Below are 22,778 nucleotides of genomic sequence, written 5' to 3'. Positions count from 1 at the left end.
CCGCAGTCTGGTGGCCGTTGCTGGCTGAGGCGTCGGGGCCGGAGTCCTGGCCGGAGCAGGCGCCGGTGCGACGATGCGGCGTCGAGCACCGTTCCGCGAGCGTTGCTACGCGGGCGCCCGGCTGGCGTAGTGCGCGGCGTGCCACACCGGGTCGGGTTGTACCGGGGGAAACTGTCCGAGCGGTGGGCGGCGGTCGGACAGGTCCAGCAGGCGTCGTCGGGTTGAGGGGCCCGGGTGCCGTCAGGTGAACGGCGGTACGCAGCGCCACCGCCATGGGCGCACCCCCGGCCACCCGCGCCGTCCTCGCCGGGCTCGGCGAAGCGCCGAACTCCCCCGCGGCCGCCGTCGGCTCCGTTGAGCACCTCAGTGCCGCTCGGCCTCCAATTACACGCCCGGGCACCGGTTTTGAGCCAACAACCTGCAGAGAGCTGTCCGGCTGAACAGCGTCCCCGTAATTTGAAGCAGCTTCGTACGGACACGCCAAGACTCTCTTCCTGGAGGTCACATGCCAGTCGCACGCCGTGCTGCCGGGCTTCTCGCTGCACTCGCACTCGCCGCTACCGGAGTAGTGGCAGCGGCTCCGTCGGCTGTTGCCGCACCCTCGAATTGCTCATCGGGGCTCTTGACAGGAAGTGAGACCCATAGGGGAGGCTGGGTCAGATGTACAGGCGGGAGCAGCTCGGATTCCTATAGGGCCTTCGTCAATTGCAAGAAGGCTGACGGATTCATGTACCAGCACATAGGCAACTGGGTGTTCACCGGCGGAACCTCGACCGTTTGGTGTGATCTTGGCGCCCGGGTCCTGGATGACGTGGTCTGGATGCAAGTCGGATAGCTGCAATACCAGTGACTTGAGCGATCGGGTCCCAGCTTCGGGGCACGGCCTCCGGACGCAGACACCTCCCCTCACCAGAGGGGAGGTGTCTGTCCACCGTCCCGGCCGCAGCGGCCGTACGTCATTCGGCCCTGTCCTGCCAACTCCGGACGATGGGCCGGCCCGGCCCGAGAACGCTGTCGGCAGCAGTGGGCGAGGCGGACAGGGCAGCCGTCCGAGGCCGGATGCCGCAGCCGAGCGCGTCGCTGATCTCGTCCCGCAAGCGGCGGATCAGCACCGGTAGCGCAGGGTCAGTCGTGGTTGCCGTACATGTCGCGGATCTCCGCCTCGCTCTCGCCCCGGTAGGTGACGACTTCCTGGTACAGGCCCAGATTCGTAGCGACCGCTCGACCCGCAGTGAACTCACCTAACTCCAGCCTGCGGGCGCGCTGTCGATTGCGCGCCGGATTCAGGGCGTGGGTGTGGAGGTGATGGTGCTGGTGTCGTCGCACGTGCCGGTCGGCAGGACCACCTTCGCGGCGACGGCGTCGGCCCATCGGTCGTCATCGGCCGCACCGGTCGCGCGCTCCGCACCCCATACCCAGCGGCTGTCGGCGTCGGCCCGGTCGAGGAGGGCGACGGCGTAGCGCTGTCCGGTGATGAGGGGCTGGTAGACGGGTTCGGTGGTGGTGTAGGTGTTCCGGGCGGTGCGGGTGACAGCCTGGACGACAGTGAGGGGGTCCTGGGCGGCGCCCTTGAGTGTCCTCTCCACGGTGAGGGTGGCGACCTGCACGCCGGTGGCGGAGTCGGCGCCGTTGGGGGTGTAGCGGATGGGGCCGCTGACGGTGCCGATGACGACAGTGTCGGCGAAGGCGGCGACGTGCTCGGGCGTGCTGGCCGGTGGGGCGCACAGGGAGGAAACGGTGATCTCCCCGTCCTCCAGGAGGACGTAGGCCCCGGCCGTGACGGCCAGGGCGAGCACAGTGGTGACAGCGGCGATCAAGGCGTGCTTGCGCAAGTCAGCTCCATAGCCTGCGGTAGTTGGCCTTGTCGACGGCCTGGGGGGTGATGATGGGGGGTGAGGCGATGTCGGTCCACATCAGCGACAGCGCGCGGTCGGGCTTGTGGCACAGGCCGAGGGCATGGCCGAGTTCATGCGCGGCGGCGGAGTTCTGGAACTCAAGACTGCGGCCGTCCATCTTGTCCCTGTTGAACTTGATGTGGTCGGTAGCCGCGGTTCCTGAGTCGCGTACGTACTGGGCCACTGGCGCGCGGTCTCCGCGGCCGCCGTCGTAGTCGCGGAATTCGAGGTCGTTGACGGTGGCGGCGGAGTCGGGGCGGAGTTCGATCGTGGCACCGGAGAACTGCCATGCCTTGAGGGCATGCTTGCGCGGGCCGTCGTAGCGGGTGTTCTCCGTCCAGCGGATCTCGCCGTCATCGACGGCGGATACCCCTGGGCGCTCGCGTTCGCCACCGACACAGGGCGCCGGGGCCGTTGCCCGGTGCTGGTGTGCGGACGCGGCGGGCGGGGGCAGCGCGAGGAACACCGTGGCGATCACGGCGGCCACATTCGGCACGGTACGGATACGAGTCGTCACGCTGGGCAATCATATGGGTTGCGGAGCGCCCGCCGCACGTGGCCGGTTCACTCCAGGACGAGGTCGGGCCGGCGGGTGCTGCGCCCTGTCTGCCACTGTCCGCACCTCGCAACGACCGTGCACGGCATCGTTACGATTCCGCTCAGTGTCCGGCCTGGACGCTCGGTGTTCGCAGGGTCTCTGTCTCTCGTCGTCACCCGCGTAGACGCTCGGGAGCTCCGCACGTGGGAGGTGACGCCCCAACTCCCGCTGTCAGCCCAGCGGGTTACACGTTCGCTGGCGCTGTCCATGCCGTGTTCAGCAGCGTATGCACTTGTTGGACCAGGTGGCCGGTGGCCCGGGTGCCGTCCAGGACCAGGTCGGCGGCGTCCTGTATCGGAGCGACGTGCCGGGTGTGTGCGTCCCGGCCGTGCGCCAGGTATCCGCGCAGGCCGATCTCCGGGTCCGCCCCGTCGCTGATCTTCCGCAGAGTCTTCCTCGCGAGGCGCAGGTCGGCGGGGGTATTGACGTAGATGCTCCAGCGAGCCACGGATGTCAGGGCGGGCAACAGTGCGAAGGTTCCCTCGACCACGAGGATCCGGGTGTCGGGGCACACCGCCGCGTCCATGGAGTCCTGGACGCAACCCCAGTTGATGGAGTCGGGGTCGCTGTAGTTGATGACGAGACCGGGCCTGTTGATCGCTGGGACGAGGGGCGCCCGGTCGGGGTCGGTGTGGAAGCAGTGGTCGAGGTGGACGACCCGGGTCCCGGGCCGGGTCGTGGCCACCTCGGTGGCCACGGTGGTCTTCCCCGATCCGGCGCCGCCTCCGATGAGGAGTACCGGTACGGGTGGGGCGGACAGCAGCATGTCGCCTCCCTGGGGTGGTGGGAGGCGACAGCGTAGAGACCGGGCAGACCGTGCCGTGACCTGCGTGGTGCGGGGTTGACGGCTACGAACGGTGACAGCAGCGGGTGAGCTGGGGAAGGGCGGTGCCGGGGATCGGTCCGACGGCGGTGTTGGGGGCGTCGGATGTGAGCGCGACCGTGGGATCGGGGGCCAGGACGTGGTGCCCGTCCTGGATGAGCTGGTGGACGTTGCGCTGCACGGCGGGGCTGTTCCACATGCGGGTGTTCATCGTCGGCCAGAAGTGCGCCGGCCGCCGGGAGAGCACGAGGGCGGTGAGGAGCGTTCCGGCCGTGCCGTGCGCGGTGGCGGCGAGGGTGTTGGCGGTGGCCGGGGCGATGAGGAATTCGTCGCTCTCGTCGAGGAGTTGCAGGTGGAGCGGCTGCTGTCTGTCCTGCCAGTCGGCATTGGTGAAGACCGGGACCGGCACGGTGGGCATGAAGCGCAGGGCCGTGTCGGTGGCCACGATCCGGACCGTCCAGCCGAGGTCGGAGGCCTCTGCCACGAGCGCGGGTACCTCGTCGGCGGCGCTGGAGCCTGTGACGCCGAGCAGCAGTCGGCGGCTCACTGCGTCTCCTGGAGAGCGGCGGGCAGCGCCCCGAGGAGCTCTTCGAGTCGGGGGTTGTCCGAGCCGCGGGCCAGGTTGGGCAGCCGCTCGCTGAACGCGCGGTGCCACCACAGGCCGTGAGGAAGGTGGACCGGGCCCCAGATGGCCGATTCCACCCGTGCGAGTGACTCGTAGACGGCGAGGACATCGCGGTGATCGGCCGGGGAGGCATCCGCGACCTGGTCCTGAAGGAACGTCAGCGCGCTCTTGTTCGCCGTTCGGATCCGGGGCGACATCAGCCATTTGGCGGGCGGAGGCAGGCCTCCGCCGTTGACCGCGTCCTGGGAGGCGAGCAAGGCCAGCAGGAGCCCCATGAGGTGCCGCCAGGCGTGCGGCTCGATCCGGAGCAGACCCTGGTAGACGCTGCGCCAGTACAAGGAGGCGTAGCGCTGGAGAAGGAGAGGAGTGAGCCATTCTCCGGCTGTGGTGACGTGGGTGTCCCTCAGGTGGTCCTGGTGGGTGGTGAGGATGCCGTGGGGGTCGTGTAGGGGCACCATCGCCGCGTAGTTCTCAAGGTCTTCGAGGAACTGCGGATCCAGGTTGGGCCGCGCCTCCTGGACGAACCGCTCAAGGACTCGCGTGTGCAACACCTTCAGGTTCAGGATGCCTTCGGTGGTAAGCAGGTTCAGCACCAGGTGGGAGGCGAGGGTGTCGTCGCGGCCCTCGAACAGCTGCTCCTGACGGGCGTCGGCCGGCAGCATGCGGTCCAGGACGTACGTCTCGCTGAGCGGAGTGGTATCGCGGACGAATATCCACAGGTCGAGGTCGGACATCGTGTCGGCGGTGCCCTGGCGGTGGGAACCGCACAGGGCTATGCCTTCCACGACGTCCAGGGCGGCCAGGTGCGCACCGTAGGGGAGGCCGTCGAGGCCCGGCTGTGCCGTCATGAGGTGGCCTGCTGGTAGGCCGCGAGGTGGGTGATGGCCTGGTGGAGTTCGGCCGGGTGCACCTCGTCGACGATCGTGGTGGCGCCGATGGCTGTGGGCAGGACGTAGTGCAGGGACGTGCCGCCGCGCTGGAGCTTCAGCCGTTGGACGCGGCTGATGAGCTCGTCGCGGTCGAAGTGGAGGTCCATGACCGGGAGGGAGAGCTTGCGGAGCGTCGCCAGAATCTGGTGCAGGTCGTGCTCGGTGAGGAGGTTGCGCTGGTGGGAGATGTGGGCGGCGACGGCGACTCCGATGCCGACGGCGGTGCCGTGCGGGATCCGGTAGTCGGTGATCTCTTCCAGCGGGTGGGCGACGGTGTGCCCCAGGTTGAGGACCCGGGCGAGGTCCCTCTCGAAGGCGTTCGCCCCGAGCAGCCGGAGTTTCGTGGCGATACAGGTGGCGACGACGTGTTCCAGGAGCGCGGGGTCGTCCAGGAGACGGACGCCCTGGCCGAGCAGGTGGAAGAGGTCGCTCTCGTTGTCGGCGACCGCCAGTTTCAGCGCCTCGCCGAGCGCGCTGGACGTGTGGTGTTCGGGCACCGTGTGCAGGGCGTCCAGGCGTACGGCGACGGCCGCGGGGTGGGAGAAGGTGCCGATCAGGTTCTTCTGCTGCGGGTGGTTGACGCCTGTCTTGCCGCCGATCGCCGCGTCGATCATCCCGAGAAGTGTCGTCGGCACGTACACGGCGGGCACTCCGCGGAAGTACAGACTGGCGATCAGGCCGACGAGGTCGGTCGTCGTGCCGCCGCCGACACCGACGAGGGGCTGGCAGCGGTGGATACCGCGCTCGTGCAGCCGGTCCATCAGACCGGCGGCCTGGTGCAGCATCTTGTGGTGCTCGCCGGGTTCCACGATCAGGTAGGAGTCGGCCGGCAGGTCGAACGCGTGATGCCACCGGTCGTGGACGTTGCGGTCCACGAGGATGAACCCGCCGTGCTCGGCTTGCCGGGACACCTCGTCCGCGAACCCCTGGGCGCGGATCGTGATGTGCGTGGTGTCCCGGCGTACGGCCGTGGCCTCGAAGCCGTCGGGAACGGGTTCGGTGTCGATGCCTTCAGCGGCCAGTTCCGGTGCGCGATGCGCAGTGGTCATGTCTCGTTTCCCTACTGGTGGGTGGTGCCGGCGTCCAGCACGGACGCCGGCACCGTGGTCGGTCAGGTCAGCGGTCAGCAGGGACGGCCGCTGGTGATGACGGACTCGTTGTTGTCCATGGCGCAGCTCCTTTCTTCTCGTGGGGGCAGAGGACCAGGCTCTGGTGCACGCGGCGGCCTTGCCGGGCTGTCGGGTGGGGGCCAGGGCCTGGGGCTGTAGGGGCACCGGTCGGCGCCGGTTCTACGAGGGCCTTCGGCGGCAATGGAGATCTGGCCGGGGGCAAGGTCCGGGATGCGGGGCGGTGCAGGCACGGGCAGGCGGCCTGGGTGGTGTCGATGTTGTCCTGTTTCGGCCGCCGGGACTGGGCAGGCGCCTGGTTCAGGGGGACTTGGGGGCTTTGTAGCCGGGGATGGAGGGCCACCGTACGGTCATGACCACGGAGTCGGCCTCGGCGGTCCAGGAGTGGTCGATGCCGCGCCCCCACGTCACGTAGTCGCCCTGCTGTGCGAGCAGGACACTGTGGGTGGGGAAGTGCATGCGGAAGCGGCCGCTGATGAGGATGAGGAATCCGGTGCGTTCCTCACCGGTGACCCAGGCGGTGCGCTCGTCGCCGCGGGGGTGGATGCCCCATTTGACCTCGACGTCGTGGCTGTGCCGGAGGTCGCCCGGGGTTTTGAAGTGGCCGAGGATCCACGGGTCGTCGTGCGCGTCGTTGCCCGCGTTGCCCGCGTACACACCGCTGTTCACGGTCGGGACGATGGCAGCGCGGTGGTGGTGGTCAGGGTGCATGCGGTTACAGGGCCCGTTCGTAGATGGTGGTGATGAGGGGGATGTCGGGGTTCGGGTGGGGGTCGTTGTCGGTGTTGCCGGTGATGCGGGCGGTGAATCCGTGGATGTCGTCGGGCCGGTAGCCGGCGGCGCTCAGGGTGCTGCGCAGGCCGGTGGTGGTGAGGAGTCGGGTGATCGTTTCCCGGGCGTTGTCGGTGCCGAGTGCGGTGCCGATGCGGGCAGCGGCCTGGGGTGCGGCCTGTTCCAGGCTTTCGAGCCATGCGGGGTAGAGGAGGGCGAGGCCCTGGCCGTGGGAGGGGCCGGGGCGGTCGGGTGTGCCCATGGCCTGCTGCATGCGGTGGGGCAGGCAGGTGCTGGCGGTGGCGACGAGGAGTCCTCCCAGGACGGCCCCATAGGCCATCCGGTCGCGTGCTTCGTGGCCTGTGTCGCCGGCGGCGATGCGCTGGAGGGTGTCCGGCAGGAGGCGGAGGGCTTGGTCGGCGATCGTGTCGGTGAGAGGTCCCGCGCGGCGGGCGGCGGTCGCTTCGATGGCGTGGGCGAGGGCGTCGAACCCTGAGGCGACGGCGATGCGGGTGGGCTGGGTGTCGGTCAGTGCCGGGTCGATGAGGGCGGTCCTCGGACAGAGGTCGTCGCCGCGGATGCCTGCTTTGATGCCTCGCACGGTGTCGGTGATGATGGCGCCTTTGGTGACTTCGGCTCCGCTGCCCGCTGTGGTGGGGACAGCGATGACGGGCAGGCAGTCGGGGTGCGGGGCCAGGGTGGTGCCGACGAGGGGTCCTGACGGGCCGTGGGCGATGGCGGCCGCGGTGGCTTTCGCCGTGTCGAGGGCGCTGCCTCCGCCGATGCCGACGATGACGGTCGCGCCGGTGGCGCGGGCCTGGCCGACAGTGGCGTCGACGTCGGTGGACTGCGGGGTGACGCCGTCGGCGATGTGGGTGTTCACACCGGCGGCGGCCAGACTGTTCAGGGCCCGGCGAAGGACGCCGTTGGTGCGGGCGGAGGTGTGTCCGCACACCAGGAGGGCGGTGCGTCCCCAGGGGAGGGTGTGCCGTCCCAGTTCGTCCAGGAGGCCGCGGCCGAACACGATGCGGGTGGGTGTGTGGAAGCCGAACGGGATCACGCGGTTCTCCGGGTGGTGTGGTCGCGCAGGGCCTGCAGGACGGGGAGGTCTGCGTGGTGGAGGTAGTGGAGAGCGGATCCTCCTCCGGTGGAGGTCGGTCCGTGGAAGTGGAGTTCGGCGACGGTGTCGCCGCCGAGGAGGATGCCGTCGACGGCCGGGGCCCCAGCGAGGCCGAGAGCGAGATCGGTGGCGGTGGAGTATCCCGCGGTGTGCAGGCTGGGGGTTCCGGCGACAATGACGCGAGCCCCGCTCCGCAGCCGGCGCAGCTCCGCCGTGAGCCATGGTTCGGGCAGGAAGTCGGTGATGGCGTACCCGTCCGGTACTCCGTCGGTGACGGCTGTCACCTGCCGGCCGGTGTAGTGGTGTCCGTCGCGGCGGGCGATGACGACGTGGCGGGGCAGGTGGATGCGGGCCGTCGTGGAGCAGGCGGCGTGGGCTGCGGCGGCGGTGCAGTCTTCGGCGGCGGTGCCGAGCTCGGACGCGCCGATGCTGTATCCCCGGGCGCGCAGGAGGTGGTGGAGCACGGCTCCGCCGGGGACGACGAGGTCGTAGGTGCGGGTGAACGCGGCCAGCCCCACAAGGGTTTTTTCGGGCTTGGTCCCCCCGAGGAAAGCGGCTGACGGTACGCCGGGGAGGCTGCCGGCCCAGGGGGTGAGGAGGCGGGTCTGGGTGAGAAGGCTCCCGGCGGCCCATCCGGGCCGGTGGGCGAGTATGCCGATGTTGGAGGCATGCCGACGGTGTGCCTTGGAGAATCCTCCGACGGCCACGTAGTCGCCGAGGGCTGCGAACCGGGCGGCGAGGTGCGGGTCTCCGTTCTCCTCTCCAGGGTGGTGGCGGGTGTTCCCGAAGACGCACACCTCCCCCGGTGCGAGTCCCCGGGAGCGGTCGGCCGCGGCGGCGGTGGTGTTGTCGGGGTGGTAGTGCACGGGGCGGTGCAGCCGGTCGGCGATGTAGCGGGCGATGTCGTCGAGGTGGCGGGCGGTGCTGTCGCTGTGGCGGCCCTGGTGGGACAGGACCGCGACGCGGGCGCCGCCCTCGGCGAGGTGGGCGATGTCGGGGAGTTCGCTGTCGATGCGGGAGGTGTCGCCCAGGGTGTCGGCGACGTTGAACCCGGCGGAGAAGATCCACCGTTCGCCGGTGGCGAGGGGCCTGTCGGTCAGCAGCGGCAGGGTGTTCATCGCGGATCGCCCTTTCTACAGCCCGTACGCGGTCAGCGCGTACGTCTCGTCGAGGCCGAGCATCACGTTCATGTTCTGGATCGCCGATCCGGCCGCGCCCTTGACCAGGTTGTCGGTCGTTGACACGAGTTTGATGATTCCGCGCCGTTCGTCCCAGTCCGCGCCGATGTGGCAGAAGTTCGATCCGGTCACGGCAGTGAGCTGGGGGTAGAGGCCGTAGTCCTTCACGTTGAGGCCGCCGGACCTGGGGGCGGCGATGATCCGGACGAAGGGTTCCGGGGCTCCTTGCGGTCCGCCCTGGTAGAAGCGGGTCAGAAGGCCGATGAGCCGTTCCCTGGACATGCGGTCGCGGTGCTCCGGGTGCACCTGAAGGCTCGACTGCAGGTAGATGCCGCGGGCGTAGTTCCCGTGAGCGGTGGACAGGGAGATGCTCACGGGGCGGCCGGCTTCGGGAGTGAGGTGGGTCTCCAGTTCGGGTGCGTGCCGGTGTCCGTCCAGGCTGTAGGGAAGCATGGAGTTGAGCGCCTCGGCGTGCATGAGGGCGCGTACCGGCTTGTTGCCCGCACCGGTGGTGCCGTTGACCGCGGTGATGTGGACCGGCTGGTCGAGGTCCGCCCAGCCGGATCGCAGGATGGGGGTCAGGGCGAGGATGGCGGTGATGACGTAGCAGCCGGGGTTGGCGACGAGCCTGCTGCCCGCGATCCGGTCGCGGTGCAGCTCGGTGACTCCGTACACGGCCTCGCCGAGAAGGCCGGCGGCGGTGTGTTCGCCACCGTAGACACGCCGGTAGGTGTCCGGGTCGGGGAACCGGAAGTCGGCGCTGACGTCGATGACGCGGCAGTCCTGGTCCAGGAACCCCCCGGCGTGCTGCATGGCGGTCCCGGACGGGGTGCAGAAGAAGACGACGTCGACATCAGCGGCCTGGTCCTTCAGGGCCTCCAGCGTGCTGAACGCCAGGCCGCTGCCCAGGAGGTTGGGGTGTACGTGCTCGAAGTTCTCGTCGCCCCGGGCGGTCGGCACGATGCGTTGGACGCGCGGGTGGTTGAGGAGGAGCCGGCACAGTTCTCCTCCGGCGTAGCCGGTGGCTCCCACGACGCCGACGGTCAGGTCGCTGGTGTTCATCACAGGTCTCCCGGGTGGCTGAGTTCAGCAGATACGGGTGGTCGCGTCACGACCGGCCAGGGCACGTTCCAGGTCCTCGACGAGGGCCCTGCCGATGCGGTCCTGCGCGTCGTCGGTCATCGCACCGATGTGGGGGGTGAGCACGACGTTGTCGAGGCCGGCCAGAACGGGTGTGCCCGTCTCGGCGGTGTGGACGTCCAGAGCCGCCCCGGCGATGCGCCGTTCGTCGAGAGCGGCGTACAGGGCGTGGCCGTCGACGATCTCGGCGCGGGCGACGTTGACGAGGTAGGCGTGCGGTTTCATCGTGGCCAGGGCCCGGGCGTCGAGGAGACTGCGGGTCCGGTCGGTGAGCGGGCATGCCACGACCACCATGTCGGCGGAGACGAGAAGATCGGCGGTGGTGGCCAGCTGTACGCCCCGGGCCGCCCATTCCTCTCGGCGTTCCAGGGTTGGGGAGGCGACCGAGCCGAGCACGTTCATGCCGATGCCGGTGGCCAGAGAGGCGACGTGGCCGCCGATGTCCCCGACGCCGATGATCCCGATGCTCTTCCCGGTCAGTTCGGTGCCCGCCAGGGCGGCCTTGTTCCACACCCCGGCCCGCACCTGCCGGTCGGCGGCCGCCACGTGGCGTGCCGCTGCGAACAGGAGGCCGATCGCCAGTTCGGCGACAGCCCGGGACGACACGGAGGGGACATTGAACACTTGGATGCCGGCCTGCCGGGCGGCCGGGAGATCGATGTTGTCGATGCCGTTCCCGGCCCGTGCGATGACGCGCAGCTGGTTGGCCGAGGCGATGACGGGGCCGGGCAGCGTGATGCCGCTGCGCAGCACGATCGCGTCCTGGCCGTGCAGGAGGCCCGGCAGATCGGCTGGTGCCGGACACAGCCTCACCGTGACGTCGTAGCGGGCACGGAGAGCTTCCAGGGCCGTCGGGGCGATCGGATCGACGAGCAGGACCCGGTAGGGGTCGGGCTGGGGCACGGTGCTCTCCTGGCTGGCGGGAATGAGGGGATAGGGGAACGAGCGGGCGGGTGCGGGGCCGGCGGGGCTCCGCACCACAGACGCGACCGTCAGTCGAGGGCCTGCCAGGCAGGGAGTTCCTGCAGGGCGAAGACATCGCGGACGGGCGCGAGTTCTTCCTCCAGCTTCGTGGTGTCGCCGTTGGTGAGGATCGACGAGTACGTGTGGCGCAGGCTGGTGATGGTGGCGCGCAGTCCGTGGTTGGCGTAGATGACCACGGACACACCGGCGGCGGCCATGTGATCCGCCTGCCAGTCCGGGTAGGTCGTGGGGACGACCACGACGGGCAGCCTGCCCTCCCATTTCTCCAGAAACGCGAGGACCTGGTGGTTCGTGCTCTCCTTGGAGTGGATGAGGATCGCGTCCGCCCCGGCGCCGGCGTAGGCGTGGGCCCGGGACAGTGCCTCGGTCACGGGCAGCCCGTTGATCAGCGCCTCGGTCCGGGCGATGACGAAGAAGTCGCTGCTGGTCTGGGAGTCCTTCGCGGTGGTGAGCTTGCGGCAGAACTCTTCCGTGGAGACGAGGCTGTCGCCCCAGTCGGCGAACGAGTTCATCTTCGGGAACTTCTTGTCCTCGACGCTGATGGCAGTGATCCCGGCTGCCTCATACTCGTGAACCATGTGCTGGGCGTTCGCGTTGTTGCCGTAGCCGCTGTCGCAGTCCGCGACGACCGGCACTCCCAGCGCCTTCTGCATGTTCGCGGCGGCCTCCAGGTACTCGGTCATGGTGAGGACGCTCGCGTCCGGAAGCACCCGGGATGCCGACACTTCCAGGCTCGACGACCAGACGGCGTCGAACCCGGCCTCTTGGGCGAGGCGTCCGCCGAGCGCGGTATGGGCGCCGGCGACCCGGACCAGACGGCCCGGCTGTACCAGGGAGCGGAAGGAGGATACGGGTGTACGCATGCGGGAACTCCTCTGCGGTTGCTGACATTCGGCTGGTGCACGCTGCGTGCACGGGACCGGGGGTGCGAAGTACGGGCAGCGGCGCCGGAAGGCCCTGCTGCCCGCACCCTGCCAAGAGGGATGCCTCCGCTGTTCACGGCCTGGCGGTAGTGCTTTCCGGGGTGCCGGACCGGGGAACGGCAGGCCGGTGACCGAGCGGGCCGGCGGGGGCATCCGGACGGACCGACGGGGTCACGCGGAGGCGCTGGGACGGGTGCCGCGGCGGCATGCCTGCCCGCGGGAGTCGCGTGCGGGGCGGGTATCGCTGGGGGCTGCCGTGGCATCGGCTGCAGCGGGCGCGCAGGGCCCGTGCGGCTGCTCTTCGGCGGGCGGCCGGCCGAACGTCGCGACCGGTGCGGGAGCGGCATGCGCTGTCATGATCTCGTCGGCGGCGATCCAGCCGGTGAGGGCGAGACCGATGGCGTTCACCGTGATCATCACCGCGCCGACCGCGCTCTGGCTGACTTCGGGCCGGGTGTGCCGACCTTGGCGCGGGGATCTGACGGTGGGGTGGGCCGGGCTGTGTAACTCGCCCCCCTCGACACAGTTCACGGGGTCACCTCCGGCGTGGATTTCGAGGACTCAGGGGCGGTGGGCGTGGCGGGCTCACGGCAAAGAGCCGTCACTGCTCCCTCACCGTCGTGGTGTTGAGCTCGCACCAGATCCGCTTGCCGGTGATGAGGCGGTCGATGCCCCACCGGACGGCCTGTGCGTCGACAAGGGCGAGGCCGCGGCCGTGCTCCTCGTGGACGCTCGGGACGGCCGGCACGGTCAGTTCGCCACGGTCGGTGTCCATGACGGTGATGCGGACGGTGATGTCGCTGGTGCGGGTGACGGTCATGCAGACGAGGCGCGAGTCCGTGTGAACGACGGCGTTGGTGACCAGCTCGGACGCGCAGAGCCGCGCGGTGTCAGCGAGGTGGGCCATCCCCCAGCTCTTCACAGCATGGGCGATGTCCCGGCGGGCCCGGCTTGCCGCTGTGACGTGGGCGATGTAGCTGGCGCGGTAGCTGAGCGGGACCCGTTGATCGGTGGATGATGCCGCCTCGACCGAGCTGGTGATGCCCGCAGGGCCCCGCCCCTTGGACAGCGCGGGGGCGTTGCCGGTGGTGGTCACCGAATGGCTCCCCTCGGGCGGCTGGAGCTGAGGGTGCTGTACGGGACAAGGGACAGGCCACAGGCCACCTCAGCGCAGCGGCGGGAAGGGCCCTGCCCACCGGTGAACTTCGCGCCGGGACCGGCGGGGCGGCCGTGCTGGTGATTCGGGGTGGTGCTCGGGTAGGGCGTGTTCATCGCCGTTCCTCTGCCGAGTAGGGGGCGCGCCGGCTCCAGCCCATGACGGGACGGAGCCGAAGTCGCGCATCAGGCCTGCTCAAGGCCCGACAGTCGCCAAGCGCCGACCAATTGCCCACGTGAATAAGCAAGTTGACGCTTGGTCGTGTCTGCTCACCTTGAGAATGCACCCTTGGGGTATGCGGGTGCAAGATTGGGGTGCGTTTCCCCAAGTAAAAAACCTGCAACCTATCGACTTGCACCCCCGCTTGCCGCCACACTGCACCCGTGACACGTCCACCAGCACCCGAATGAGAGTGCCCAGCACCCGAATGAGAGAGCTGAGCACCCGAATGAGAGTGCCCAGCACCCGCATGAAGAGCTGAGCCCCCACTACGCGTTCAGTGAGGAGAAACGGCAGTATGGCGACACTTCCGCTCGTTCCTACGGTCCGCCGACGCCAACTCGGCGGCTTGGTACGCAGTTTCAGAAAAAAGGCCGGGATGAGCGGCGACGCTGTAGCGAAGGCCATGTGCTGGGACCCCGGCAAGCTGTCGCGCATCGAGAATGCGAGGGGCCAGCTCAACCCGAAGGACGTCGCCCGGCTCCTCGACGTCATGGGAGTCACCGACCCCGCCGCCCTAGCAGCCATGGAAGCCCTGGCCCGCGACGCAGGAAAGACCGGCTGGTGGCAGACCTACAGCGGGGTCGTAGCCCCGTCCTACGCCGACCTCATCTCCCTGGAACGCGACGCCGACAGTGTTCGCGAATGGTCGCCGCTCCTGATCCCCGGCCTGCTCCAGACAGACGGATACGCCCGCGAGGCCATCTCCTCGCACGCGCTGACCCGCACCACGGAAGAAGTCGCGGCGCTGGCCGAGGTACGTGTGACGCGCCAGTCCGTTCTCACCACCCGGCCGGAACGATCGCCCCTCAAACTCCGCGCCGTCATCTGCGAGTCCGTCCTGCACCAACGCTTCGCCGTGCAGCCTGAGATCATGAATGATCAGATCACCCGCCTGATCTCCAGGGCGACGCTGCCCAACGTGACCATCCAGATCATGCCCCTCGACTCCACCCCGCACCCCGGCGGCGCCGGGGCATTCAGCCTGTTCGGGTTCCCGCACCCCATGCCCGACGTGGTGCAGATCGAGAACCTCAAAGGCTCCAGCTACGCCGAAGGCGGCGAGGACGTAACGCTCTTCGATGACGCGTTCAACCTCATCGTCGGCTCGGCCCTGTCAGTGGACGACTCCCTGGCACTACTCAAGAAGAAGGAGAGAAGCAGTTCATGACCGAGCACACCTGCACCTCACCCGCCCGTGACTTCACCGGCGCCGCCTGGTTCACGTCCTCGTACAGCGCAGGGGAAGGAAACTGCGTCGGAGCCGCCGTCAACCTGCCTGGGATCGTCCCCGTCCGCGACACCAAAGCCCCTGAAGCCGGCACCCTCGCCTTCAACAGCGACACGTGGACTGCGTTCACCGCCTCGCTCAAGTACTGAGCCAACCCGCGCAACCGAGCCAGAAGGCCCCGTCTCCCCCACCCGACCTGGGAGAGACGGGCCAGACCCGTGCCCTCAGGCGCCGTCAAGTCGCTCAGGACACCGACGGCATCCGGCAACCAGGTCGACAGGCGGCACCGTACGCCCGGGAACGCCCCGCCGCTGCGGGTGCCTGCCGGACGACATACGACTCGACGGCCGGGCCTCTCTGGAAGGCCTGCGAGAACCTCACCGTTGCAACCTCGGACCGACCGCGGGCGGCACGGCTGAAAGGGTCAGCGATCACCGTGCCCGTAGGTGTCCAGGATCTTCTCCTGGCTTTCGCCCCGGTAGACCACATGCCAATGGAGGTGCTTGGACTCCTGGTACAGCCCGAGGTTGGTCGTGACCTTGCACGACCCGTGTTCTCTCTCCACAGCGCCCGCAACGTCACGGACCAGACCGAGCACCGCTAGCAGCAGACCCTCATCAGCGTCGCCGAGATCGGTGAGCGAGGGGACATGCTCCTTGGGGATCACCACGATATGCACGGGATAGGAAGGATTGGTGTGGTGGAAGGCCAGCGCCCGTTCCGTCTCAGCGACCTTTTTGACGACTGCCCGCCCACTGAGCGCCTGGTTGCAGTAGAAGTCCGATACGGGACCCGGGACAGCGCTGGTCACAATCGGTAACCTCTCGTGCCGTGATGGCGATCTCGATGTGAGCATACCGGGCAGAAGTGCCCACCTTCCGGGGCCGGGCAGGAACAGCACCTGCCCCAACGGACCTCCACGCATGCCCGCAGGGCAGCCTGCGAGACCGCCCCCGTCGATCCCGACGACCAGGCGAAGGCACTCGCCGCCGGCGTGCAGAACCCCGACCTCGAACGGGTTGACGGTGCCCGCCGTGGCGCCCTCTACCAGGTGTGGAAGAACCAGGAGGAGCTGCTGCGCGCCTCGGCACACCCCGACCGCCCCGCGCTGGTTCCGCTCGGCGGCATCGGCACGGGAGGTGGCGAGGTGGCCCTCAACCTCGACGCACCGTTCCTCGGCCATCCGACCCGGCAGACCAGGGACCTCCTCAAGCGCGCCGGGACCTGGGGCCTGACCCTGCGCGATGTCCGCGAGCACCTCGCGATGGACGATCCCCAGGCTCTGGCCTACCTGGGCGCGATGGCCGACCAACGGCTGCTGATCGCGCCCGGTTCCGGCGCCGTCGCCGACCGGGACGGCGGACGCTGGAAGATCACCGCGGACGGTGTGCAGTTCGGCCGCGGCACCGGCCGCAAGATGGTCAGCCGCGCCAGGGCCGATGACCTGGCCGCCAAGGTCGTCACTGCGGCACGCGACATCAACGCCGACCCTGACACGCTGTGGTGGGTCAAGGAGATCCGGGCCGCCGGCCCCTACTCCGACCCCGGCCGCGAGCAGCTCCTGCACGTCGACCTCGCCGTCCACCTTTCTCCGCGTCTGTCGGACCAGACCGAACAGGCCAAGGCCGAGGCCCGGATGGAGGACGCCGCCAGGGACGCGGGAATGACCGGCCAGGTCCGCGACATGGTCGGATACGGCCACTGGCGCACCAAGCTCGCCCTGGCCGGCAAGGGCACCACCGTGCGGCTGTTCATGCTCCCCCCGTACGCCGAAGAGGGGACGGTCTTGTTCCGGGAGGACCGCGACCTGACCGTCAGCCGCACCACGCCGCAGTACCGCAAGCGTGAGCCCGACACCGTCGGCCTGTGCTCCTGGTGCCGACGCGAGCTGCCGGCCACCCGGATCGCGCGGCCCGGCGAGCCGCGCAGTTCGTCGCCGATCGCCTTGTGCGAGGACTGCCGGGGATTGGGCGGGGTGTCCGGCCGCGCCAACGATTTCCAGGAGGTCTTGCCCCACGCGAGCTACAAGGCGCTGAAGGAACTGAAGAAGGGCGGTGCGTCCCACGGCACCGGGTGCGTGCTCTGCGGGCGGCTGCCCGCCTCAGAGAAGCAGTGGTGGGAGCAGTGGAGCAAGAGCGAAGTAGCCGACGCAGATCTGGTGCTGTGCCAGATCTGTCCGGGCCTGCTGGGGCTGGCCGACCGGCGCGAGCGTGAGCACGAGTGGAGAGAGCTCCACCAGTCCGCCTGCCTGACAGGGATGCACGCGATCCTGCGCGAAGAGGCAGGGCTCGAGCCGTTCACGGTGCCGGCGAGAAAACGGAGGCTCCCGCGCCTGACCGAGTTCCACCAGCAGATCCTCGAAGCCGTCACCGTCAACGGCGTCATCTCGGCAGCCGACATGGACCGATTCGACCACGCGCAGGACATCTACCGGAAGCGTGACTTCTGGCAGTCACGCATGGGACACCTCCTGCAGCACGACCTCGTCACCCCTGTCGGAGGCGAGTGGAGGCGCCCGTGGTCACGGATGCGAGCCATGGACGACGAGGAGCGCGACCTGGTCCGCAAGATGCGGGAACTCCACGTCTCGGGCCCGGTCTGGAACGGGACAGCCGTCGTCGACCCCCAGCCGCCCGCGGACTGGGTCCGCTTCGCGGACCAGCTCAAGACACTGACCGACAAGCACGACCGCGTGGCGCTGGGCCTGTGGGAAGCAACCTGCCCGAGGGCGGAACGCCGATGATGTTCTGCTGCCGCCGGGACGGGGACGACGTCAACCCGCCGATGGCTCCGGCCACCCGGCGGGGGTCAATCCTTGCTGGGGTCGTACAGTCCGGCACGCTCCAGCGCGTTGAACAGGTCCGCAACGCTGTCCGGTGACAGCGACACCTGCAGGGCGGCAGCAGCGTCGCCGACTGCCTCCTTGGCCGCCGGCTCGGCGTCACGCCAGCAGGCTGCCATCTGATCCAGTCGTGCGGTGTCCCCCGGAGCTGGGGTTGGCAGTGCATCGTCGTTCTCTCGCACGGATAGTCCTTCGTACGGCTCGGGGCGGCCCGGTCCGGCAGCTTCCGGGCCGTGGCTGGGTAGCCCTCTACTGCCGCGCTCGACGGCCGCGCGGTCCCAGTTATCGTTCCACTCGTCGGTGAGCGCTGTACCGGAAAGGACGAATACGGGGCCTGTGCAGCAGCTGCTTCCCGGGCGGATCTGCTGCGGCCCGGCTCAGGGGCCGGGCCCGCGGCGCTTCTACCGTCCGTGCGCTGTCCTCACCACGACGAGCGGTGGGTGGGGCCACGAGCGGGTTCGGTCGGGTGGCGGGCCGATATTGCACATCCCACCCTGCGGAGCGGGGAGAGCCCGCATAGGCCGCGGCAAGCACGAACTCCTCCGCTGCGGTGTCGGCGATGTACCTCCCGGACCGCTCATCGCTCGGAAACGGTCGTCGGAAACCGCTGCGGCATGCCTCTCCGCCAGCACCGCGCGCCCTCGTCTGCCGAGCTTGGTCGTTCACCCGGTTCCGGCGGCGTGCGGTTGCTGTTCATCCGAGTGCCTTGCGTCGCCTTTCGACGGGCAGCTCTTGGTGTACACGGGCGTCTCGGAGCCGGCGGCCTGTCACTCGTTGCCGCGCTGGCGCGCCTGTTCGAAGGTCCGCAGCATCGCCAGTCGCGTCTGCTCGATGCGAACGGGATCACGTGGTTCCTGGTCCGAGGCTGGCTCTGTGCGGTTCTCGGCAGCGGTCAGCATGGCATCCAAGGCCATCTGGCGCGCACCGTCGTTCAGCAGCGGTACAAGCCGTAGCGCGCCGATGGTGGCTAGCGTCAGCACGTCGTCGCGTGTGGCCGGAGGCAGGCGGCCCTCGACCAGTTCGTCGATCCGCCAGCTGTACGCGACCTCGTCCCACGTGATCTCCGGCGGTTCCTTGTCGCTCACGCCTTGTCTTTCCTTCCGCTTGAGGACAAAGAAGTACCACACAGGTCGGACATCTGGATCTGTGTCCCGGATCGCGGGCGCAGGGCACCGAGCCGACGGGCGGACGGCTCCAGCGGGCCTCCTCGACCAGCCGCCTTGGTCACCTCAGCGTTCCGGGCCCCGGTGGTGTGGAAGTTCGTTGTTCAGCGCGTGGGGCTGGGCGCCTCCGAGAACGGGCGGCCCCGGTACATGTCGGCCAGCGGTTTCGGGTCCTTCATGAGGAGGAGCTCTTCTGCCCCCATGCCGAAGTTCTTCAGCATCCAGGCGTCGCTCTGGCCTTGGATCTTCTCGCCGGTGGCGGTGGTGTAGCCGGCCGCGGCGCTCTGCACGATGCTCGACATCCGCCGTTTGTCGTGGGCGCCGCGGGCCCGGTTGTGGCGGATGGTGGAGGCCATGCGGTGGGCAAGGTCGGCCTGGGGCAGGACGACGGCCGGGAGCATGCCGCCTTCGCGGGCTCGGATGCGGGGGGTGTCGCGGACGGTCAGGTAGCGGTGGTAGCCGTCCACGATCTCGAAGAAGCCCGTCTCCTCGTCGAGGTAGACGACGGTGTTCTGGGTGATGCCGTCCGCCCAGATCGATGTCTCCAGCAGCCGCATCTCCCGGGGCTTGACGACGTTCGGGTTGTAGGCGTTCGCGCGGACACGGTCGAGGGGGATGGCCTGGACACGGTAGACGGGGCTGCGTCCGTCGTCGCCCGGGGTGAACAGCTCCTCCTGCACGGCCGCGGTGGGAGGCTGGGCAAGGTCGTCGCCGTCGGTGCCGGCCGGCCGGTTGGGAGCGAGGTGCTTGATCTTCTGGATCCCGACGATCGCACTGAGCTGGCGCACCTCGTCCTGGCTCATGCCGAGGTGTTTGCGGATCCAGGCGTCGCGCATGCCGGAGTCGACGAGTTCGCCGACGATCTGGGCCATCAGCTCGGGGTCGTGGGTGCCGCGTGCCCGGTTGTGGCGGATCGTGGAGGCCATCCGGTCGGCCAGCGTCTTGCCCTCCAGCACGACGACGGGAAGCATCCCGTTCTCGCGGTCGCGGAGGCGGGGGGTGTCGCGGACGGTCAGGTAGCGGTGCTCACCGTCCACCAGGTGGTAGACGTCCGCCTCGGAGTCGTGGACGACCACGGAGGGCTGGGTGATGCCGTCCTCCCACATCGACCGCTCCAGCAGTTCGCGCTCGGGTGGGGCCACTGAGTTGGGGTTGTAGAAGTTCGTGCGGACCTTCTCCAGCGGGACGGCGCGGACGCGGTAGATCGGACTGACGAATGCCTGAGGGGTCACAGGATCTCCCGGTACTTCTCGACGGCAGCGCTGCGCTTGGTCATTTCGTACTTGGTCTGCCCGAATCCCATGTATTTGCAGGAGTGGTCGAAGCGCAGGATGGTGATGACGAGGCGCTTGTAGGTGGGGATGAGGGAGAAGTCGGAGACGCCGGAGATGTCGTCCGGGTAGCGGCGGAAGCGGACGACCTCGTACGGTACGCGGCGTTTGCGGTTGTCCGCGGGCTCGCCCAGGAATTCCGTTCCTTCGGGGGCGCTGGCCCGCAGTTCGTCGGCGGCGTCCTTGGGCAGGGCGCCGCCCTTGACCGTCCAGTACCTGGCCGACGTCCGGAACTTTCGCAGGTAGCCCGCTCTGATCTCGTCGTCCTCGATGGTGGAGAGCAGGAAGTTCGCGTAGGTCTTCCAGGTGTGGCCGGCGGGCAGCTTGATGTCCTTGGCGCCCATGGCGCTGGTCCCGCCGTAGATGGCGGTGAAGTTCGCGCCGTTCACCCGCCCGACGAGTTTCGCCCAGGTCTCCGGCTCGATGACCCGGTAGAGCTTGAGCGACTCCTGTCCCTCGCCGCGGAAGGGGGAGGCGACCCGCATGTCGTTGATGGGGACGCCGGCGAGATGGAACAGGTCGTACAGCTTGTTGTAGGACCAGCCGAAGGTGGCGTTCGCCGTCCAGATGTCTTCCGTCACCCAGTCGAAGATCGGGTACACGTTGAAGACGCCGTCGCCCTTCTTGCTGGTCCAGTTCCGCCCGTCCAGCATGGAGGCCTCGGCGCGGTCCTTGCGGTGCAGGGCGGCGTAGCGGTGGTGGCTCTCCTGGGTGCGGATCCCGACGAGTACGGCGGTGCGCTCGGCGCCGGAGCGGCGGTGCAGCCAGCCGGCGATCTGCTGCTGCACGGTGTAGTCCCAGACGCCGTCGTACGCGGGGAAGCCTTCGGGGACGTTGCCCGTGTGGATGACGCCGGGGACGTCGGGCAGGTCGCGGACCCACAGGTCGCGCTTGTCGGGGTCCCAGGGTTTCCAGTGGTCCTGGTACATCGAGACCTCGCACGCCGCGGCGAAGGGGAGGCAGATCCACACCGGGTCGACGATGTCGAGGTTGGACGTCATGACCTCGGTGACGTAGTCGGTGGTCGCCGCGTACTGCCCCTCGTAGTCCAGGTGGAGCACGGTGATCTTCTTGGTGATGTTGTGCTCGCGCATGTAGGCGATCGCCGCGTTGTACATGACTCCGGAGTCCTTGCCTCCGGAGAAGGCCAGGATCACGTTGTCGAAGTCCCTGAAGACGACCTGAAGGCGCGCCTGGGTGGCCTCCCACACGTTCACGGTGCGGTCTCACTTCCTGGTGTGTCGGCTGCCCGGCGGTGTGAAGCGCGTCCCGGCCGCCGCTCTGCGTCGGTGGTGGTGGGTGCGGCGCTCTCGTCAAGCGTATCGGGCCGGTCTGTCACAGAGTGCCGGTCGGGTCGATCTCGTGCCGGACCAGCCGGGCGAGCCAGTCCTTCCTGCGCAGGTTCTGCGCCACGAGCACGTCGATGCCGAGGTCGGAGACGTGCGTGGTGTACGTCAGGGGGCGGGTCTGGCCCATGCGGCGGATGCGGCTGCGGGCCTGCTGGATGAGTTCGTAGTTGAAGGGCATCGAGGCGAAGTGGCAGCTGTTGACGTGCTGGAGGTTCAGTCCGTAGCTGCCGGTGCCGTAGGTCAGCAGCAGGGGTATGCCCTCGGTGCGGAAGCGGGCGTAGATCTGTTCCCGCTCGGCGGCGGGGGTGGAGCCGTTGACGAGGAGGTGGTCGTCGAGGTGGTGGGCGATCTGCTGCTGCTCGTGCCGGTACTGGCAGAAGACGATGGTGTGGCGGCCGGCGACCTGCTCGGCGACGGATCGGCACTTGTCGGGGTCGGTGGCCGCGATGCGTTTCAGGTTGCCGAGCATCCGGAACAGGGCGTGGTCCTGGCCCCAGGCGGCCCACGCGTCGAGGAAGTCGTCGCGTTCGCTCTCGTAGGCGGTGCGTGTCGGTGCGCCGACGTCGTGTTCGTGTTCCCGGGCGTTCTCCGGTACGCCGACGTCGAGGCGCGCTTCGTAGATGTAGGGCTCCATGAGGGATTTCAGGTGGGCGACGTTGGGGGTGTACGTCTCGAACCACACCCGTTCGCCGCCGTCGCGCTGGATGCGCTGGTGCATGGTGAAGTACCGGTAGCGGAAGGCGCGGTCGTCGGTGGCGAGGATCTTCGGGGAGAGCCAGTCCAGCTGGCGTTTCAGGTCCCACAGGTCCCGGGTGAGGGGGGTGCCGGTCAGGACCAGCGCGTAGTCGGCGCTGCTGCGGATCTCGGTCAGTCGCCGGTGGCGCTTGGAGTGGGCGTTCTTGATGAAGGTGGATTCGTCGGCGACGATCATCAGCCGCCGCCGGCGGGCCCAGGCCAGGACGTCGAGGTAGGTGCGGTCGGACTGGGAGAGGGTCTGGTAGCCGAGGAACCGCACCGGTACGCGGCAGCCCCATTTGGCCACTTCTTCCTCCACGGTGGCCAGCACGGAGTACGGGGCCACCCACAGCACCGAGTCCAGCCGGTGGGCGCGGCTGTTGGCCAGCTCGACCGCGACGCGGCTCTTGCCCATGCCCTGCTCCAGGAACGCGGCGCCGACTTTGAGGCGGGCGAAGCGCTCCAGCGCCTCGCCCTGGGGGCCGGTGAGGGCCTGCTGCCCGGGCGGTACAGGGCCTGCGGGCGGTGCCGGCTGCGCGGTTGACGGGCGGGGCGGGCTGCTGGTCGGGTCGTGCGGCATCAGGGTGTCTCCTCGGGTGCCCGGCCGGGGCGGTCTGCGCAGTCCGGGGCCGGGGCGGC

Annotated in this window: 24 protein-coding genes; 3 read left to right on the top strand and 21 right to left on the bottom strand. The window is 69.1% G+C overall.

Annotation, left to right across the window (positions count from 1 at the left end):
- Positions 1-1,125 precede the first annotated feature (1,125 nt).
- From ABT170_RS21585 to ABT170_RS21515, 15 genes are all read right to left on the bottom strand, one after another.
- Positions 1,126-1,326 carry a hypothetical protein gene (locus tag ABT170_RS21585; RefSeq protein ID WP_351869739.1) on the bottom strand — a complete coding sequence of 67 codons (201 nt, stop codon included), beginning with the start codon at positions 1,324-1,326 and terminating at the stop codon, positions 1,126-1,128.
- A complete protein-coding gene (locus ABT170_RS21580) occupies positions 1,284-1,832 on the bottom strand; it encodes a hypothetical protein (RefSeq protein WP_351869736.1) in 549 nt (182 codons plus the stop codon). The genes ABT170_RS21585 and ABT170_RS21580 overlap by 43 nt, the downstream gene beginning before the upstream one ends.
- Position 1,833: 1 nt before the next feature.
- Entirely contained in the window at positions 1,834-2,412 is a 579-nt protein-coding gene (locus tag ABT170_RS21575; protein ID WP_351869733.1) for a hypothetical protein, read from the bottom strand.
- A gap of 265 nt (positions 2,413-2,677) precedes the next feature.
- Complete coding sequence (locus tag ABT170_RS21570; protein WP_351869730.1) at positions 2,678-3,259, bottom strand: hypothetical protein; 582 nt, start codon at positions 3,257-3,259, stop codon at positions 2,678-2,680.
- An 82-nt stretch (positions 3,260-3,341) separates the two neighbouring features.
- A complete protein-coding gene (locus tag ABT170_RS21565) occupies positions 3,342-3,863 on the bottom strand; it encodes a flavoprotein (protein WP_351869727.1) in 522 nt (173 codons plus the stop codon).
- A complete protein-coding gene (locus ABT170_RS21560; protein ID WP_351869724.1) occupies positions 3,860-4,789 on the bottom strand; it encodes a hypothetical protein in 930 nt (309 codons plus the stop codon). Before ABT170_RS21560 ends, ABT170_RS21565 begins: the two co-directional genes overlap by 4 nt.
- On the bottom strand, positions 4,786-5,919 hold the full coding sequence (locus tag ABT170_RS21555) for a 3-dehydroquinate synthase (protein WP_351869721.1): 1,134 nt from the start codon (positions 5,917-5,919) through the stop codon (positions 4,786-4,788). The genes ABT170_RS21560 and ABT170_RS21555 overlap by 4 nt, the downstream gene beginning before the upstream one ends.
- A 378-nt stretch (positions 5,920-6,297) precedes the next feature.
- Positions 6,298-6,666, bottom strand: coding sequence for a signal peptidase I (locus tag ABT170_RS21550; RefSeq protein ID WP_351869718.1), 369 nt, complete (start codon positions 6,664-6,666; stop codon positions 6,298-6,300).
- A 46-nt stretch (positions 6,667-6,712) separates the two neighbouring features.
- A complete protein-coding gene (locus ABT170_RS21545) occupies positions 6,713-7,828 on the bottom strand; it encodes an iron-containing alcohol dehydrogenase (RefSeq protein ID WP_351869716.1) in 1,116 nt (371 codons plus the stop codon).
- Positions 7,825-9,006 carry a phosphoglycerate kinase gene (gene pgk / locus ABT170_RS21540; protein ID WP_351869713.1) on the bottom strand — a complete coding sequence of 394 codons (1,182 nt, stop codon included), beginning with the start codon at positions 9,004-9,006 and terminating at the stop codon, positions 7,825-7,827. The genes ABT170_RS21545 and pgk overlap by 4 nt, the downstream gene beginning before the upstream one ends.
- A gap of 15 nt (positions 9,007-9,021) precedes the next feature.
- Positions 9,022-10,128, bottom strand: a complete 1,107-nt coding sequence (gene argC / locus ABT170_RS21535) for an N-acetyl-gamma-glutamyl-phosphate reductase (protein WP_351869711.1) — start codon at positions 10,126-10,128, stop codon at positions 9,022-9,024.
- A 24-nt stretch (positions 10,129-10,152) separates the two neighbouring features.
- Complete coding sequence (locus ABT170_RS21530; protein WP_351869708.1) at positions 10,153-11,109, bottom strand: NAD(P)-dependent oxidoreductase; 957 nt, start codon at positions 11,107-11,109, stop codon at positions 10,153-10,155.
- Between the two features lie 89 nt (positions 11,110-11,198).
- A complete protein-coding gene (locus tag ABT170_RS21525; protein ID WP_351869705.1) occupies positions 11,199-12,053 on the bottom strand; it encodes an isocitrate lyase/phosphoenolpyruvate mutase family protein in 855 nt (284 codons plus the stop codon).
- 231 nt (positions 12,054-12,284) lie between these two features.
- Positions 12,285-12,644 carry a hypothetical protein gene (locus ABT170_RS21520; protein ID WP_351869703.1) on the bottom strand — a complete coding sequence of 120 codons (360 nt, stop codon included), beginning with the start codon at positions 12,642-12,644 and terminating at the stop codon, positions 12,285-12,287.
- 70 nt (positions 12,645-12,714) lie between these two features.
- Positions 12,715-13,209: an ATP-binding protein gene (locus ABT170_RS21515; protein ID WP_351869700.1), complete on the bottom strand. Its 495-nt coding sequence runs from the start codon at positions 13,207-13,209 to the stop codon at positions 12,715-12,717.
- Positions 13,210-13,786: 577 nt separating this feature from the next.
- On the opposite strand from ABT170_RS21515, the gene ABT170_RS21510 reads away from it, so the two are divergent.
- Positions 13,787-14,659, top strand: a complete 873-nt coding sequence (locus ABT170_RS21510; protein WP_351869697.1) for a helix-turn-helix domain-containing protein — start codon at positions 13,787-13,789, stop codon at positions 14,657-14,659.
- Complete coding sequence (locus ABT170_RS21505) at positions 14,656-14,868, top strand: DUF397 domain-containing protein (RefSeq protein WP_329941957.1); 213 nt, start codon at positions 14,656-14,658, stop codon at positions 14,866-14,868. Before ABT170_RS21510 ends, ABT170_RS21505 begins: the two co-directional genes overlap by 4 nt.
- A 275-nt stretch (positions 14,869-15,143) precedes the next feature.
- Here the strand turns inward: ABT170_RS21505 and ABT170_RS21500 are convergent, their stop codons facing one another.
- The gene (locus tag ABT170_RS21500) at positions 15,144-15,530 is read right to left on the bottom strand and encodes an HIT family protein (RefSeq protein ID WP_329941958.1); all 387 of its coding nucleotides are present in this window, start codon (positions 15,528-15,530) and stop codon (positions 15,144-15,146) included.
- A 183-nt stretch (positions 15,531-15,713) separates the two neighbouring features.
- On the opposite strand from ABT170_RS21500, the gene ABT170_RS21495 reads away from it, so the two are divergent.
- Positions 15,714-17,462: a hypothetical protein gene (locus ABT170_RS21495; protein ID WP_351869693.1), complete on the top strand. Its 1,749-nt coding sequence runs from the start codon at positions 15,714-15,716 to the stop codon at positions 17,460-17,462.
- A gap of 65 nt (positions 17,463-17,527) precedes the next feature.
- Here the strand turns inward: ABT170_RS21495 and ABT170_RS21490 are convergent, their stop codons facing one another.
- The 5 genes from ABT170_RS21490 to ABT170_RS21470 all read right to left on the bottom strand — a co-directional run bounded on the left by ABT170_RS21490 (position 17,528) and on the right by ABT170_RS21470 (position 22,719).
- Positions 17,528-17,743: a hypothetical protein gene (locus ABT170_RS21490; RefSeq protein ID WP_351869690.1), complete on the bottom strand. Its 216-nt coding sequence runs from the start codon at positions 17,741-17,743 to the stop codon at positions 17,528-17,530.
- 585 nt (positions 17,744-18,328) lie between these two features.
- Positions 18,329-18,646 (bottom strand): hypothetical protein, encoded by a 318-nt coding sequence (locus ABT170_RS21485; protein WP_351869687.1) that lies wholly within the window; start codon positions 18,644-18,646, stop codon positions 18,329-18,331.
- Positions 18,647-18,828: 182 nt separating this feature from the next.
- Entirely contained in the window at positions 18,829-19,956 is a 1,128-nt protein-coding gene (locus ABT170_RS21480; protein ID WP_351869684.1) for an IbrB-like domain-containing protein, read from the bottom strand.
- Positions 19,953-21,272, bottom strand: coding sequence for a DUF3440 domain-containing protein (locus tag ABT170_RS21475; protein WP_351869681.1), 1,320 nt, complete (start codon positions 21,270-21,272; stop codon positions 19,953-19,955). Before ABT170_RS21475 ends, ABT170_RS21480 begins: the two co-directional genes overlap by 4 nt.
- A gap of 118 nt (positions 21,273-21,390) precedes the next feature.
- Positions 21,391-22,719, bottom strand: coding sequence for a helicase-related protein (locus ABT170_RS21470; RefSeq protein WP_351869678.1), 1,329 nt, complete (start codon positions 22,717-22,719; stop codon positions 21,391-21,393).
- Positions 22,720-22,778 lie beyond the last annotated feature (59 nt).

Origin of the sequence: Streptomyces sp. NPDC001787 (assembly GCF_040297465.1) — a bacterium.
Lineage (GTDB): Bacteria > Actinomycetota > Actinomycetes > Streptomycetales > Streptomycetaceae > Streptomyces.
The sequence above is the reverse complement of the archived record's forward strand: the minus strand, read 5'-3'. Positions and strand labels throughout refer to the sequence as shown.

Bases quoted from the DNA above. Each gene is read 5' to 3' on its own strand.
- ABT170_RS21570 (WP_351869730.1), bottom strand. From the start codon at position 3,259: ATGCTGCTGTCCGCCCCACCCGTACCGGTACTCCTCATCGGAGGCGGC.
- ABT170_RS21560 (WP_351869724.1), bottom strand. From the start codon at position 4,789: ATGACGGCACAGCCGGGCCTCGACGGCCTCCCCTACGGTGCGCACCTG.
- ABT170_RS21555 (WP_351869721.1), bottom strand. From the start codon at position 5,919: ATGACCACTGCGCATCGCGCACCGGAACTGGCCGCTGAAGGCATCGAC.
- pgk (WP_351869713.1), bottom strand. From the start codon at position 9,006: ATGAACACCCTGCCGCTGCTGACCGACAGGCCCCTCGCCACCGGCGAA.
- argC (WP_351869711.1), bottom strand. From the start codon at position 10,128: ATGAACACCAGCGACCTGACCGTCGGCGTCGTGGGAGCCACCGGCTAC.
- ABT170_RS21525 (WP_351869705.1), bottom strand. From the start codon at position 12,053: ATGCGTACACCCGTATCCTCCTTCCGCTCCCTGGTACAGCCGGGCCGT.
- ABT170_RS21510 (WP_351869697.1), top strand. From the start codon at position 13,787: ATGGCGACACTTCCGCTCGTTCCTACGGTCCGCCGACGCCAACTCGGC.
- ABT170_RS21505 (WP_329941957.1), top strand. From the start codon at position 14,656: ATGACCGAGCACACCTGCACCTCACCCGCCCGTGACTTCACCGGCGCC.
- ABT170_RS21470 (WP_351869678.1), bottom strand. From the start codon at position 22,719: ATGCCGCACGACCCGACCAGCAGCCCGCCCCGCCCGTCAACCGCGCAG.